At 66.0% G+C, this 13724-nt stretch carries 13 protein-coding genes; 4 read left to right on the top strand and 9 right to left on the bottom strand.

Features of this window, described 5'->3' with window-relative positions; all coding sequences use genetic code 11:
• The 5 genes from ACXJL8_RS04420 to ACXJL8_RS04400 form a co-directional block, all read right to left on the bottom strand.
• On the bottom strand, nt 1-690 hold a 690-nt coding region (locus tag ACXJL8_RS04420; RefSeq protein WP_456684666.1), incomplete at its 3' end, for an ABC transporter ATP-binding protein.
• Nucleotides 677-2551: a branched-chain amino acid ABC transporter ATP-binding protein/permease gene (locus tag ACXJL8_RS04415; RefSeq protein WP_456620739.1), complete on the bottom strand. Its 1875-nt coding sequence runs from the start codon at nt 2549-2551 to the stop codon at nt 677-679. The genes ACXJL8_RS04415 and ACXJL8_RS04420, both read right to left, overlap by 14 nt.
• Nucleotides 2548-3423: a branched-chain amino acid ABC transporter permease gene (locus ACXJL8_RS04410; protein ID WP_456620738.1), complete on the bottom strand. Its 876-nt coding sequence runs from the start codon at nt 3421-3423 to the stop codon at nt 2548-2550. The genes ACXJL8_RS04415 and ACXJL8_RS04410 overlap by 4 nt, the downstream gene beginning before the upstream one ends.
• Before the next feature lie 9 nt (nt 3424-3432).
• Nucleotides 3433-4773 carry an ABC transporter substrate-binding protein gene (locus ACXJL8_RS04405; protein ID WP_456620737.1) on the bottom strand — a complete coding sequence of 447 codons (1341 nt, stop codon included), beginning with the start codon at nt 4771-4773 and terminating at the stop codon, nt 3433-3435.
• Nucleotides 4774-4844: 71 nt separating this feature from the next.
• Nucleotides 4845-5882, bottom strand: a complete 1038-nt coding sequence (locus tag ACXJL8_RS04400; RefSeq protein ID WP_456620736.1) for a carbon-nitrogen hydrolase family protein — start codon at nt 5880-5882, stop codon at nt 4845-4847.
• Between the two features lie 139 nt (nt 5883-6021).
• Between ACXJL8_RS04400 and ACXJL8_RS04395 the strand changes: the two genes are divergently transcribed.
• Nucleotides 6022-6996 (top strand): LysR family transcriptional regulator, encoded by a 975-nt coding sequence (locus ACXJL8_RS04395; protein WP_456620735.1) that lies wholly within the window; start codon nt 6022-6024, stop codon nt 6994-6996.
• A 14-nt stretch (nt 6997-7010) separates the two neighbouring features.
• Here ACXJL8_RS04395 and ACXJL8_RS04390 read toward each other — a convergent pair whose 3' ends face one another.
• Together ACXJL8_RS04390 and ACXJL8_RS04385 are read right to left on the bottom strand one after the other, a co-directional pair.
• Complete coding sequence (locus ACXJL8_RS04390) at nt 7011-8387, bottom strand: flippase (RefSeq protein WP_456620757.1); 1377 nt, start codon at nt 8385-8387, stop codon at nt 7011-7013.
• Between the two features lie 267 nt (nt 8388-8654).
• Nucleotides 8655-9494 carry a protein-disulfide reductase DsbD domain-containing protein gene (locus tag ACXJL8_RS04385; RefSeq protein ID WP_456620734.1) on the bottom strand — a complete coding sequence of 280 codons (840 nt, stop codon included), beginning with the start codon at nt 9492-9494 and terminating at the stop codon, nt 8655-8657.
• A 142-nt stretch (nt 9495-9636) separates the two neighbouring features.
• On the opposite strand from ACXJL8_RS04385, the gene ACXJL8_RS04380 reads away from it, so the two are divergent.
• A complete protein-coding gene (locus ACXJL8_RS04380; RefSeq protein ID WP_456620733.1) occupies nt 9637-10281 on the top strand; it encodes a YqgE/AlgH family protein in 645 nt (214 codons plus the stop codon).
• Nucleotides 10282-10446: 165 nt separating this feature from the next.
• On the opposite strand, the gene ACXJL8_RS04375 is transcribed toward ACXJL8_RS04380, so the two are convergent.
• Together ACXJL8_RS04375 and ACXJL8_RS04370 are read right to left on the bottom strand one after the other, a co-directional pair.
• On the bottom strand, nt 10447-11334 hold the full coding sequence (locus ACXJL8_RS04375; protein WP_456620732.1) for a TauD/TfdA dioxygenase family protein: 888 nt from the start codon (nt 11332-11334) through the stop codon (nt 10447-10449).
• Nucleotides 11335-11542: 208 nt separating this feature from the next.
• Nucleotides 11543-12322, bottom strand: coding sequence for an SDR family NAD(P)-dependent oxidoreductase (locus tag ACXJL8_RS04370; protein WP_456620731.1), 780 nt, complete (start codon nt 12320-12322; stop codon nt 11543-11545).
• Between the two features lie 98 nt (nt 12323-12420).
• On the opposite strand from ACXJL8_RS04370, the gene ACXJL8_RS04365 reads away from it, so the two are divergent.
• Both ACXJL8_RS04365 and ACXJL8_RS04360 read left to right on the top strand, forming a co-directional pair.
• Entirely contained in the window at nt 12421-13158 is a 738-nt protein-coding gene (locus ACXJL8_RS04365; protein WP_456620730.1) for an SDR family NAD(P)-dependent oxidoreductase, read from the top strand.
• A gap of 183 nt (nt 13159-13341) precedes the next feature.
• Nucleotides 13342-13710: a CsbD family protein gene (locus tag ACXJL8_RS04360; RefSeq protein ID WP_456620729.1), complete on the top strand. Its 369-nt coding sequence runs from the start codon at nt 13342-13344 to the stop codon at nt 13708-13710.
• Nucleotides 13711-13724: the final 14 nt, after the last annotated feature.

Genomic DNA, 13724 nt, shown 5'->3' with positions numbered 1-13724 from the left:
GAGGAAGTCCCGCGCCAGGTCCGGATTGGCGCTGAGCTCGGCGGACGTGCCCTCGAACACCACATGCCCGTTGTTGAGGCCGTAGACGCGGTTGGCAAAGCTGAGCGCCGCGGCGACGTTCTGCTCGACCACGATCATGGTGCGGCCTTCGCGCGCAAGGCTGGCCGCGACCGCGACCAGGTCGCGCACGATCAGCGGCGCCAGCCCTTCGAACGGCTCGTCGAGCAGGATGATGCGGGCGTCGCGGATCAGCGCGCGCGCAATCGACAGCATCTGCTGCTCGCCGCCCGACAAGGTGCGTCCCGCCGATTTGCGGCGTTCCTTCAGCCGCGGAAACACCTGGTAAATGCGCTCGAACGACCAGGCGTTGGGTGCGGTCAGGGCGGCGATGCGCAGGTTCTCCTCCACCGTCAGTCCGCCGAAGATCGCCCGCTCCTCGGGAACGAGCTGCACGCCCATATTGGCGATCGCCGACGGCGGCAGGCCGCCGATCGGCTTGCCGTCGAGCCGGATCTCGCCGCTTCTGGGCGCCAGCACGCCCATGATCGAGCGCAGCGTGGTGGTCTTGCCGGCGCCGTTGCGGCCGAGCAGCGCCACGACTTCGCCTTCCTCGACCCGGATCGACAGGTCGAACAGCACGTGGGAATCGCCGTACAGCGTGTTGATGCGGTCGACTTCAAGCAGGCTCATGTGCGTGAAGCCCTCCCAGATAGGCGTCCTGAACCTGCTGGTTGCCGCGGATCTCGTCGGGGGTGCCGTCGGCCAGCAGGCGGCCTTCGTAGAGCACGGTGATGCGCTCGGCCAGGCCGAAGATCGCGTCGAGATCGTGCTCGACGATGACGATGGTGCAGGTCCGCGCGATGTCGCGGATCAGCGCGCAGGTGGCAGCTCGCTCCGACGGGCTCATGCCGGCGAGCGGTTCGTCGAGCAGCAGCACCTTCGGGCTGGTGGCGAGCGCCATCCCGATCTCGAGCCGCCGCTTCTCGCCATAGGCCAGAATGTGGGCCGGCGTGTCGGCGCGTGCGTCGAGGTCGAGCAGCGCCATGATCGCGTCGACCTGCGCTTCCACCTGCGGCAGGCTGTCGGCAGGCCGCCACAGGTCAATGCGCAGCGGACCGCGGCTGCGCGCCAGCGCGGCGATGCGCAGGTTCTTCCGCACCGAGAGGTTCGGAAACAGCTGGTTCAACTGGTTGGACTTGGCGATGCCGAACTGCGCCGCGCGGCTGACACCGTGGCCGGTCACCTCTGCGCCGAACAGCAGCACGTCTCCCGAGGTCGGGCTGACCTCGTCGAGCAGCATCTTGAACAGCGTGCTCTTGCCGGCGCCGTTGGGGCCGATCACGGCGTGAATGGAGCCGCAGCGGACCTTGAACGAGACGCCATCGACCGCTTTCAGTCCGCCATAGTGACGCGCCAGCGCGCGCGCCTCGAGGGCAATGTCGCTGTCGCCGGTCGCGGGCGGTGGCAGTGGCAGGCCGGCGTCGTGCGTCCGGCGCGATGAGGCCGGCGCGCTCCCGGTCGCTTCGATCGCCTCGGTCACGGCCTCGGCGGCCTGTCGTGCCGCAAGGGTCCGGCGCTCGGTCCACCAATGGACAATCTCGCCGCAGATGCCGCGGCGCAGGCATACGACCAGGACGATGAAGGCGATGCCGAGCACCAGCTTCCACAGCGTGGTGAGGCCGGGAATGAGCTGGAGATTGTCGCGCAGCCACAGCCACACCGCGGCGCCGACCAGCGGCCCGATCAAGGTGTTGGCGCCGCCGACGATGGTCTGGACCACGAGCTGGCCCGACGTTTCCAGCGAGAACGCGTCGGGCGGCATGTAGCTCTGGAACGAGCCGAGCAGGCCGCCGGCAAGGCCTGCATAAAGCGCGGCGGTGACGAAGGCCGCGAGCTTGTAGGCCGGCACGTTGTGGCCGAGCATCGCGACGCGGGCGGTGTTCTCCTTGATGGCGAGCAGGATCGCGCCGACGGGCGAACGGACGATGCGGCGCGCCAGCACGTAAGCACCGAAGAAGATCACCGCGAACAACACATACATCGGCAGTCCCGCGCCGATGCGCACGGCGTGCTCGCCGAAGCCGAGCATCGGCACCGGCACGCCGGGGATGCCGTTCTCGCCGCCGGTATAATGCGACAGCGGCGAGTTCTCGATGAAGTAGGCCATCTGCCCGAAGGCGAGCGTGATCATCGTGAAGTAGATGCCGATGCGCCGCACCGCGAGCCAGCCGACGAGAAGGCCGAATGCGCCCGCCGCTATCGTGCCGGCGGCAAGCGCCAGCCAGACGCTGCTCAACGCGCCGGAAACCAGCAGATAGGCCGTGACGAAGCCGCCGACGCCGTAGAACGCGGCCTGCCCGAACGACAACAGGCCGGCCAGCCCGAACAGGATGTCGAAGCCGAGCCCGATCAGGCCCCAATTCAACACCCGCGTCAGCAGGTCGATCGAAAAGCCAAGATGGGGAAACGCCACCGGTGCCGTGACCAGGGTGAAGAGAACCGCGAGCTCCGGAGCGTGGCTCCGAGCCAGGCCGGACCGCGCCTTGCTCATACCCGTCCTTCCGACCCGAACAGGCCCTGCGGCCGCAGCACCAGCAACAGCGCCATCAGCGCATACAGCATCACCTCCGAATAGGAGGAATTGAACGCGCTGGTCAGGCTGATGATCTCGCCGGCGATCAGGCCGCCGACCACGGCGCCCGGGAACGAGCCGAGGCCGCCGAGCACGATCACGACGAACGATTGCGCCATGAAGTTCGCGCCCATGTCCGGCGTCACCGCCACCACCGGGGCGTACAGCATCCCGGCGAGGCCCACCGCCACGACGCCGATCGCGAACACCAGCAGGGAGGTGCGCCGCAGATTGATGCCGAGGATGCCGACCATGCGCGGGTTCTCGATCCCGGCCCGGACCACCAGACCCATCGAGGTCCGATAGAGCACGAGGTAGAGGCCGAGCAGCAGCATGGCGATGATGGCGATGAGCTGGAGACGGTAGGTCGGATAGATCAGGAAACCGAGCTGGGTGGCGCCCTGTCCCCAGGACGGGGTCGGCACGCGCTGCGCGTTGCCGCCGAAGACGGCGCGAACGCACTCCACCAGCACGATGCCGATGCCGTAGGTGACGAGGATCTGGTCCTCATGCGGACGGTCGTAGAACAGGCGGACGATCAAACGCTCGAGCAGGACGCCGAGCACCAGCATGAAGCCGCAGCCGATGGCGATCGCGAGCAGGAACGACTGCGTGTATTGCAGCATGACGAAGGCGGCATAGGCGCCCACGGCGAACAGCGCGCCATGCGCGAAGTTCAGCACGCCGAGCGTGCCCAGGATGATGGTCAGGCCGCTGCTGACGAGCGCCAGCAGCGAACCGAGGGCGAGGCCGTTGAAGGCCTGCGAGGCGAGGGCGGGCCAGCTCGGCATCGGGGCGGCTCAGATATAGGGGCCGAGCTTGCAGCCGAACGCGTCCGGCGGATTCATCACGCTCTCRCCGTCGGCGACGTCGACGATCTCGTAATAATCCTCCGGATTCTTCATCTCGGCCGGCGCCTTGCCGCGCAGGATCGGGATCGGGCGCACCATCTGGTGATCCTCGGCGCGGAAGTACACCTTGCCGATCGTGGTCTCGTAAGGCTGTGATTTCGAGTCTTCCATCGCCTTGATGATCTCGACGGGATTGAAGCTCTTGGCGCGCTCCACCGTGAGTGCCCAGAGATAGGTCTGCATGTAGCCGATATGGGCGCCCCAGCGCGGATGATACTTGTTCTGCGCGACGAACGCGTCGACGAAGCCCTTCGCGAGCGGATAGCGGTCCGACAGCGTCCACCAGAAGTCGCAGCTGCCATAAACGCCCTGCATGATCTCGGCGCCGAGCTCCTTGTCCTGGAACGACGACAGATTCGGCACCACCAGCTTCATGCGCTTCAGCACGCCGAACTGCTCGGCCTGCTTGGTCGAGGCAACCGCATCGGCGCCGAAGGCGATGTTGACGAACACGTCGGCGCCGCTGTTGGCGATGTTGAGCAGCGCCGAGGAGTAATCGGTGGTTCCGAGCGGGACCACTTCCTTGGCGACCTGCTGCCAGCCCTGCTCCTTGGAGAACTTTGCGAAGCTGTCATACACCGTATGACCATAGGTGTAGTCCGGCACCAGGAAGGCGGTCTTCATGTTCTTGCCGAGCGCCTTGGCGACGACCGGCGCGAGCGCCTTCGCGGCCATGTAGGCGTTCTGCTGCGAGCGGAAGCCGTAGCGCTGGCAGTTCTTGCCGGTGATGTCGTTGGAGCCGGCGATGCCGACCATATAGAGCACCTTCTCGCGGGAGCCGAGCTCTTCGAGCGCGATGGCGCTGGCGCTCGAGACCGAGCCGGATACCATGATCGCCTTGTCGCGCTGGATGAACTGCGTGGCGCTCTGCACGTCGAGATTGGGCTTTCCCTCGGTGTCCGACACTTTGTAGCGGATCTGGCGGCCGAGCACGCCCTTGCCCTGCAATCCCCATTTCTGCGCCGCCTCGCTTCCCGCGTTGATCTGCGCGATCGCGAGTTCGTATCCGAGCTTGAGGTCGCCGCCGTCGCCGGAGAAGACACCGGTCAGCGGGATCGTCAATCCGACGAACACCGACTCCGCGGAGACGCCGTCCGGAAAGGTGCCGATGCTGGCCGGCGTCTGCGCCAGGGCTGCGCCACTTGAAAGCAAGGCGGTGCCACCCGGAAGCATCAGTCCGGCCGCGGCGCCGGCGCTTCCGAGCAGGATCTGACGACGGTCAAACTTCATGACTCACCTTCCATGTTTCATCACCGCCGGATCGGCCGGTGGATTGCGGTTGGGAACAGAGCCCGGCGAATTCACGACCCGGCATCGATCGTCGTGCGCGGCCGGGGATCGGCGGCCGCGTCGGGCGGCGTCGCCGCGTCCCCGGTGAACGCCACCGGATTGAGCCGGCGGCGATCGACGCTGAGGTCGAAAATGTCGAAGCGGTTGTAGTAGCCGACCACGTCGTGAAACTGCTTCGGCTCGACGCAACGATTGAGATCGATGTCGGCGTAGAGGATACCTTCCTCGTCGCGCAGCGCCTCGCCGATCTGCTCGCCGGTCGGATCGAGGAAGAAGGTTTCCGCGCGCGGCGTGGCATCGAGCACTGCGGCGGCGGCGGCATCGCGCGCCACCAGCATGTCGCGCGCCGCCTTGTCGAGCACGCCGGCGGTGACGAGGCCGAACACTTTCGCCTCGAAGCAATGGGCGCTGGCGCGGATCCGGGTGGCGGCTGCGATATGGTAGTTGCCGCCGGCGGCCGGCCGGCGGGTCGGCCAGACCGGCGGCCAGCTCGAGATGTGGAGTTGCTCACCCTGCGCCATCAGCGAATAGCGTGCCAGCGGGTTGGTGTTCTCGCCGCAGATCAGTTGCCCGATCTTGCCGATCCTGGTGTCGACCACGCGCAATCCTGCGCCATCGCCGCTGGCCCAGATCAGCTTCTCGTAGAAGGTCGGAACCAGCTTGCGGTGATGGTTCAGGATCTCACCGTCCTCGCCGATCAAGAGGTTGGTATTCCAGATCGCTCCGACGCTGGCCGGCGACTTCTCGCTGATGCCGATCGACACCACGATGCCGAGCGCGCGCGCTTCGTCCCGGATCGCCTTGATCTCGGGGCCGTCGACCAGCACCGACTGGTCGGCCATGCGCACGAACAGGTCGTGATTGTCGATCGGAGCCCACAGCGCAGCCCAGACCGGGAATGCCGGAATGAAGGTCTCGGAAAATGCCACGATCTCGGCGCCGGCGGCGGCTGCCTCCCGGATAAGCGAGATTGCCTTTTTTGTGGTCGCCGAGCGGTCGAGAAACACCGGCGCGGCGTGCACCGCGGCGGCCTTGAAGCGGGGAAGCATGGCTCTGTCCTTGGTTCCGGGCAGGCTAATTGGCTCCCCGGGACCCGGCTACAGACAATCCTGCAAGACGGCTTGCAGGCGGCGACAATCCGTCCCACCGTGCCGCTGCTGGCACAGCGCTTGCTGTTTGGGGGGAGCTATGCAGGAGTTCAACGCGCTCGATTGGGACGACCTCAAGGTCTTCCTTCACGCCGCCCGCGGCGGCAGCCTGGGCAGCGCCGCCAAGCGGCTGCGGGTCGATCAGTCCACCATCAGCCGCCGGATCGCGCATCTGGAAAGCGCGCTCGGCGCCGCGCTGTTCGAGCGCTCGCCGCAGGGCCTGCGCGTCAACGAAGCCGGCGAGCGCCTGCTCTGCCATGCCGAACGGATCGAAAGCGCCGTCATCGCCATGCATCAGGATGTGCAGCGCGGCGGCAGCCGGATGGCGGGCCGCGTGCGGCTCGCCACGATGGAAGGCATCGCCTCCCTCTATCTGGCATCACGCTTCGGTCGCTTGCGCCAGCGCTATCCCGACCTGACCATCGAGCTCCTGACCTCGCCGCAGGCCGTCTCGGTCAACCGGCGCGAGGCCGATCTCTTCCTGAGCTTCTTTCGTCCGCCGGGGCAGGGCATGGTGTCCGAGCAGCTCGGCAGTTTTCAGCTCGGCCTCTACGGCTCACGGGACTATCTCGCGCGCGAAGGCATGCCCGAACGGCCCGCGGAGCTGGCGCGCCACAGCTTCGTCACCTATATCGACGACCTGATCCAGCTCGACTCGGTTCGCTGGCTCGACGACATCATCCGCAATCCCCCGGTCAGCTTTCACTCCAACAGCATGATCGCGCAGATGAACGCCGCCGCCGGCGGGATCGGTCTGGTGTTGTTGCCGAGCTTTGCGGTGGCCGGCCGCGACGATCTTATCCCGGTGCTGCACGAGAAGATGTCGACGACGCGCGACGTCTGGATCAACGTCCACAGCGACCTCCAGTTCGTGCCGCGCATTCGCGCCGTGTCCGGCTTTCTCAAGGCGATGTTCAAGTCCGATCCGCTGATGCAGGCGGACACGTCAGGCCGCATGATGCTCGATGCGCTGCTGGTGGCGGACGCAGCGGTCGTTGCCTTTCAGAGCGGCTGACGCGCCGGGCCCATTCAAGTCGCGCTTCTGCCGAATGCCAGCACGTGCAGCCCCAGCCGCTGCCGCACGATCCAGAACAGCAGGATCGTCTCGAAGCTGAGCGAGATCGAGGTCGCGGCCGCGGCGCCGTGGCCGCCGAAGCGCGGCACCAGCGCGACGCAGAGCACGAGGTTCATCACGAAGGCGAGCGCGTAGGCCAGTGCGCAGATCCTCTGCTCGCCGAGCATGTTGAGCAGGCGTTCGACCGGCCCGATCGCTGACCGCACCACGAGCCCGATCGCGGCGACGAACATGATGTCGTAGCCGATCACGAATTGCGGCCCGAACAGCCAGAGCAGCGGCTTGCCGAGCGCAAGCAGCACGATGGTCGCCGCCAGCGACGGCCAGAACGTCCAGTTGATGGCGTGGGCCACATAGGCCGACAGCCGCGCCTTGTCGCCAGCTGCGTTGTATTCGGCGAAGCGATGCGCCGTCGTCGCCGACATCGCATAGTGGATGAAGGAGACCAGCGCCAGCGTCTTGACCACCGCGAAGTAGACGCCGACCTCGTCGGAGGGGCGGAATTGCTGCAGCACCAGCACGTCGGTGTAGGACAGCAGCAGGTAGAAGCTCTCGACCAGCAGGATCGGCAGCGAGACGGCGAGCCAGCCGCTTATGTCATAGGTCTTGGGACCGGGCGCGATGTGGCCGGCGAGCTTGCGGTTCAGCACGACCATCTGCCCGGTCATCGCGATCCAGACCGCGCCGGCACTCGCGACCATCGCGGCGACGGCGCCGAGATGGTAGCCGAGCAGGAAGGCAGAGGCCGTGATGCCGATGATCAGCGCCTGGCGGATGATGAATTGCGGCATCAATCCGAGCTGCATCCAGTCATGCGAGCGGGCAATGCCGTCCTGGGTGTTGGCGACGACGAAGGCGGGCAGCGTCATGCAGCCGATATAGAGCGGCAGCGCCTCGGCCGGATCGATCCAGGGCGAGAGCAGTCTGACGATGCCGGCGAGGCCGAGCGACACCAGCGTGGACACGGCAAAGGTCAGCCAGCGGCTGCCGGACAGAAAGCCGCGCAGCAGCGCATGCTCGCCCGCGGTGCGGTATTCCGGGATGATCTTCTGGGCCGAGGCCGAGAGGCCGAAATCCATCATGCTGCCGAGCAGCAGGACCCAGGTCCAGACATAGACATAGATGCCGTAGTCGGACGTCCCCATCCAGCGCGCCAGCAGAACCTGCGAAAAATAGGCAAGGCCTGCGCTGATCACGCGGATGATGAAGATGGTGCCGGCCAGCCGCCGCGTCAGCGACGCTTCGCTCGACCCGCCCGAGAGCTTGGCCCGCAGCCGCGCGATCAGCCCGGCCGGTCCGGTCGTTGCGGGTTGTGTGTCCATCACGGCCACGTCGAAAAATCCCCAGGCGTCCCACATGCTGCGGCAGCCTTCGGGACTAGCAACCATTCGTTAAGATTCGGTTGGGTGGGCGTCCCATACGCGGTGTCGCCCCCGCGAAGGCGGGGGCCCATAACCCCAGGGAAAAGTTGTTGCGCCCACTGGTAACCACGAGTCTTCGCCAAACCACTCCCTGTGGTTATGGGTCCCGGGCTCGCGCTGCGCGCGCCCCGGCACGACGCTGAATATATGGCGCCGGCAGCGCAACTCAGCTCGGGCTCATTCCAAATTTGTATTGAACTCGTACGACTTCTCCGGCCCGACCAGCGTGAACTTCAGCGCCGCGCCGTCGGGCTTGGCGCCTGGCGGCAACCCGTCGAGCTCGAACGAGAAGCGCTTCACGCCGGCCGGGCTGGGCTCGACCGGCGCCGGAATCGGCAGCGACCAGTCGGGCGTCGGCCCTTCCACGAACAGATCGACGTTGCGCGCATCCGGCGCAACCACGTCGACCAACACGTTCTTGGGCCCGTCGCGCCTGACGTCGCGGATGGTCAGCGGATTGGGATCGCCGACATTGGCGGGCTTGGGCACGGTGTCGAGCGCCGCACGCAAGTTCGCGTCCTCGGTCGAGGCGACGCTGTTGAAGCCAAGTTCGGCGCTGGCCTCGACAGGAATGCAGAGCTTCTCGCACACCGCGTAATTGATCTCGGCGCGCAAGGTCACGGGCTTGTCGGGCGCCTTGGCGACGATGCGCAAGGGCAGCACGATCTGGTCGTGATAGCCGATTGAATGGCCGCCCGCGCCGTCATCGAATTTCAGGGGCGCCGGCCACAAGACCGTCACCGCCTCGACATTGTCCGACTTCGAGAAGTCGAACCGCGGCGGAACACCGGAATCGCCGGGCGTGCGCCAGTAGGTTTTCCAGCCCTTCTGGATCTGGAAGGCGATACCGCCGAGCAGGACCGCGCCGCTGCGCGAACCCGCCAGCAACCGCACTGCGGAATGTCCGTCGCGCTGCCAGGGCGACGAATCGTCGGCGCGGGCTGCCATCGCCAGCGACGACGCAAGCAGGGTTGTTGCGACGCCCATCGCCGCACGCATGGGAACTCTGTTCAGCATGGCACGTCTTTACAGGGTCGATCCGGGGCAAACCATTGAATTGCTTGTGATGGATGCACTGGAATCCGGTGGCTGCAAGCCTTGATTTGACAGCGGCTAGGCCCGACATCAGGATAGGAATTGAAACCGGAGTGCTTCAGCGATGGCTCCCGCAGGCAAAAGGACGGGCGACAGCACCCGGAGCGCAGGCCCAGCGCTTCCCAATTCGGCCGCCTATCTCGACGGCCAGCTCCTGATCGCGATGCCCGTGATGGGCGATCCCCGCTTCGAGCGCTCGGTGATCTATCTCTGCGCCCATTCGGCGGAGGGCGCCATGGGGATCATCGTCAACCACCCGGCCGGCAGCATCGACTTCCCCGAGCTTCTGATGCAGCTTGGCATCATCAAGAAGGGCGAGCACATCAAGCTGCCGGAGAATGCCGAAAGCATGAAAGTGCTGCGCGGCGGCCCGGTCGACACCGGGCGGGGCTTCGTGCTGCACTCCAGCGATTTCTACATCGAGAACGCGACGCTCAGGATCGACGAGGGCGTCTGCCTCACCGCGACCGTCGACATCCTGCGCGCGATTGCCAATGGCTCCGGGCCGAAGCACGCCATCCTTGCACTCGGCTATGCCGGCTGGGCGCCGGGCCAGCTCGAGACCGAGATCCAGAGCAACGGCTGGCTGCATTGCGACGCGGACGCGGATCTGATCTTCGGCGACGACGTCGACGAAAAATACGGACGCGCGCTGCGCAAGATCGGCATCGATCCCGGCATGCTCTCGAACGAGGCCGGGCACGCGTAGCTCTGGCTGCGCCGCCGTCCGCTGTCGTGCCTCACCCTCCGCTGTCATGCCCCGGCTTGACCGGGGCATCCAGTACGCCGCAGCGTATCGATTCAATCACAGCCGCCTCGGAATACTGGATCGCCCGGTCAAGCCGGGCGATGCCCACGTTCGGTGTGTGAAGCGCTACTCCGCCGCCTGCTGCTGCACCGTCGGCTCGGTCCCCGCCACGGTTGCGCGGCGCATGTCGCGGGGCTGGGACTGGTCGTAGCGGCGGACGCGGTGCATGGTCTGGCGGTTGTCCCACATCACGAGGTCCTGCAGCTTCCATTTGTGGACGTAGACGAATTCCGGCTGCGTCGCGTGCTCGTTGAGGTCGCGCAGCAACAGGCGCCCCTCCGGCACGCTCATGCTGACGATCTTGCCGGCATGCGATGACAGATACAGCGACTTGCGGCGATGCACGGGATGGGTGCGCACCAGCCGTTGCAGCACCGGCTTGAACATCTCCTTCTCCTCGTCGGTATATTCGGTGAAGCCGAGCGAGCCGCGCGAATACATCAGCGAGTGCTCGCAGACGAGATCCGCGATCTCCGCCTTGGTCTCGTCGTCGAGCGCGTCATAGGCCGCGCGCATGTCGGCGAATTCGGTGTTGCCGCCCTTGGGGTTCACCACGCGCGCCGACAGCAGCGAGAATTTCGCCGGGATCGGACGGAACGAGCTGTCGGAGTGCCACAGGCAGTTGCCGAGATTGAACAGATGCGCGCGGCTGTCCTTGGCGAGCGGCTTGCCGTCCTTGCCGAGATTGGAGACGTCGTTCAGGCCGGACTGGAGCCGGTAGTCCTTTTCCTTGGTCACGGTGCCGCCGCGCGCGTCCTCGCGCTGGCCGAAATTCAGCGCGAAGGCCAGCTGTTGCTCGTCGCTGATGTCCTGGTCGTGGAACACGAGCACCGCATACTTGTCCATGGCGGCCTCGACCTCGCGGGCCTCATCCGGTGTGAGAGGCTTGCGCAGGTCGAGGCCGGAAACCTCGCCGGCAAAATGTGTCTGAAGCTGTCGGATGGCGATCGTCATGGCGTTTCTCCCGCGGACCGCGAGCGGTTGCTCCCGCTCTGTTGGTGAAAAAGCTACTCCGGCGTGTGTCGTTGTCAACGCTCGGCGCGCATGGCTCCCCCGTAGCCCGGCCGACGTAGCCCGGGTGAGCGCAGCGATACCCGGGAACGGTACACGCAAAGTCCCGGATGTCGCTTCGCTCATCCGGGCTACGATCCTTTGACTGCTCTCACGCGTTGCGTGCCATCAGGCCGCCGTCGACCGGGATCACCGCGCCGGTCAGGAAGGAGGCCGCCGGCAGGCACAGGCTCAGCGTCATATGCGCGACCTCCTCGGGGTCGCCATAGCGCCCGAGTGCGGTGCGGCGCTTGGCGTAGATCGTCTTGTGCTCCTCGGAGATGCGGTCGGTGATCCCCGTGCGGATCGGGCCCGGGCAGATGCAGTTGACGGTGATGCCTTCGCGGCCGAGCTCGACCGCGAGCGAGCGGGTCAGGCTTGCCACGCCGCCCTTCGCCGCCGAATAGGGACTGTGCAGCGCGGTGGCGCCGAGCGCCTCTGTGGAGGCGATGTTGACGATACGCGGGCTGTTCGATTTGCGTAAGTGAGGCAGCGCCGCACGGATGATGCGCGGATGCGCCGTCAGCATCACCGCGATGCCTTTCGCCCAGGCGTCCTCGTAGGTCTCGTCGTCGATCGCGACGCGCACGGAGATGCCGGCATTGTTGACGATGACGTCGAGCCCGCCGAAATGCGCCGCGACATCATTGACAACGCGCTTGATCTCGCCGCCGTCGGCAACGTCGAGCTTCCACGCCTTCGCTGAGCCGCCGCTCGCGATGGTATCTTTCGCGACGGAGAACGCGCCTTGCTCGTCATAGTCAGTGACAGCAACATTCGCGCTTTCGGCGGCGAACACGCGCGCGGTCGCGCGCCCCATGCCGCTCGCCGCACCCGTGACGAGAACGGTCAGGCCCTTTACCGACCGGCTGAGCTCTTTGAATTCGGTCATGCCGTTTCCTCGCGTCTCTTGTTTCTTGTTATGAGATTGACAAGGCTGGCATCGATCAGCAGACAGGTCAAACAAGCAAGACAAAAGGGGAGGCCGCGATGGCGAACGAGCTGGATTTCACGGGCAAGCAGGTGCTGGTGGTCGGCGGTTCCAGCGGCATCGGCAACGGCATCGCGCAAGCCTTTCGCACAAGAGGCGCACAAGTTGCGGTTTGCGGCACGCGTGCTCACGCAACGGAATATTCAACTGAGGAAGGCTCCGATCTCACCGGTCTTTCCTATGCGCAGCTCGACGTCAGCAATGCCGGTGCGATCGAAGCCTTCAAGCCGTCGTTCGACAGGCTCGATATCCTCGTGCTCGCGCAGGGCGCGGTGCTCTACCGCCGCGGCGAATTCGAGATGAGCGGCTTTCGCAAGGTCGTCGAGGTCAATTTGATGAGCCTGATGGCCTGCGCGACGCGCTTTCATTCCATGTTGCGGGACGCCAAAGGCTCGCTGATCATGGTGTCCTCGACCGCGGCCTATCATTCCACCATGGGCAATCCCGCCTACAACGCCTCGAAGACCGGCGCGGTCGGACTGACGCGGACCTTGGGCGAGGCCTGGGCCGAGGACGGCATCCGCGTCAACGGCATCGCGCCCGGCCTCGTCGATACCAAGATGACGAAGGTGACGACCGATAACCCCAAGCGGCTCGAAGGTGCGCTGTCGCGTATTCCGCTGCGGCGATTGGGCACGCCGGCCGACATGGCGGGCGCGGCCCTGTTCCTGGCGTCGCCGCTGTCGTCCTACATCATCGGCCAGACGCTCGTCGTCGATGGCGGGCTGATTCTGTAGCTGTTTCCCGTAGCCCGGATGGAGCGCAGCGTAATCCGGGGTTCTTCAAGACGGTTGGCGCTGTCCCGGATTGCGCTGCGCTCCATCCGGGCTACGCATCTCCACCCGGGCTACACTTTCGTCATGAATTGGAACTGCGCCGCGCGTGATCGGTTACTCCGGCTGACCCCCGAGGAGGACCACATGGACAAGGATCGGATTGTCGGATCGGCCAAGGAATTCGCTGGCCGCGCGGAAGGCGCTGTCGGAGATCTCGCAGGCGATGCGCAGACGCAGGCGTCGGGCAAGGCGCGGGAAGCCGCCGGCGCGGTGCAGAATCTCTACGGCCAGGCCAAGGATGCCGTGCGTGATGCCACGGACACCGCGACGAGCTATGCCAAGGACGCCTATGAGAACAGCGGCGACACCTTCCGCGATGGCACGCAGGCGCTGTCGAAGAAGGTGCAGGACAACCCGCTCGGCGCGCTGCTCGTCGCCGGCGGCATCGGCTTCGCGCTCGCGCTGCTGATGTCGCGCCCTGCGCGCCGCCCGCCGCCGCGCTGGCGCTATTAGGGCTGAGCTGCCCG

The sequence above is a fragment of the Bradyrhizobium sp. P5_C11_2 genome, assembly GCF_054049755.1.
The sequence above is the reverse complement of the archived record's forward strand: the minus strand, read 5'-3'. Positions and strand labels throughout refer to the sequence as shown.

What these genes read in the sequence shown, in the direction of transcription:
- ACXJL8_RS04415 (WP_456620739.1), bottom strand. Translation starts at nt 2,551, where the DNA reads ATGAGCAAGGCGCGGTCCGGCCTGGCTCGGAGCCACGCTCCGGAGCTC.
- ACXJL8_RS04410 (WP_456620738.1), bottom strand. Translation starts at nt 3,423, where the DNA reads ATGCCGAGCTGGCCCGCCCTCGCCTCGCAGGCCTTCAACGGCCTCGCC.
- ACXJL8_RS04400 (WP_456620736.1), bottom strand. Translation starts at nt 5,882, where the DNA reads ATGCTTCCCCGCTTCAAGGCCGCCGCGGTGCACGCCGCGCCGGTGTTT.
- ACXJL8_RS04395 (WP_456620735.1), top strand. Translation starts at nt 6,022, where the DNA reads ATGCAGGAGTTCAACGCGCTCGATTGGGACGACCTCAAGGTCTTCCTT.
- ACXJL8_RS04385 (WP_456620734.1), bottom strand. Translation starts at nt 9,494, where the DNA reads ATGCTGAACAGAGTTCCCATGCGTGCGGCGATGGGCGTCGCAACAACC.
- ACXJL8_RS04380 (WP_456620733.1), top strand. Translation starts at nt 9,637, where the DNA reads ATGGCTCCCGCAGGCAAAAGGACGGGCGACAGCACCCGGAGCGCAGGC.
- ACXJL8_RS04375 (WP_456620732.1), bottom strand. Translation starts at nt 11,334, where the DNA reads ATGACGATCGCCATCCGACAGCTTCAGACACATTTTGCCGGCGAGGTT.
- ACXJL8_RS04370 (WP_456620731.1), bottom strand. Translation starts at nt 12,322, where the DNA reads ATGACCGAATTCAAAGAGCTCAGCCGGTCGGTAAAGGGCCTGACCGTT.
- ACXJL8_RS04365 (WP_456620730.1), top strand. Translation starts at nt 12,421, where the DNA reads ATGGCGAACGAGCTGGATTTCACGGGCAAGCAGGTGCTGGTGGTCGGC.
- ACXJL8_RS04360 (WP_456620729.1), top strand. Translation starts at nt 13,342, where the DNA reads ATGGACAAGGATCGGATTGTCGGATCGGCCAAGGAATTCGCTGGCCGC.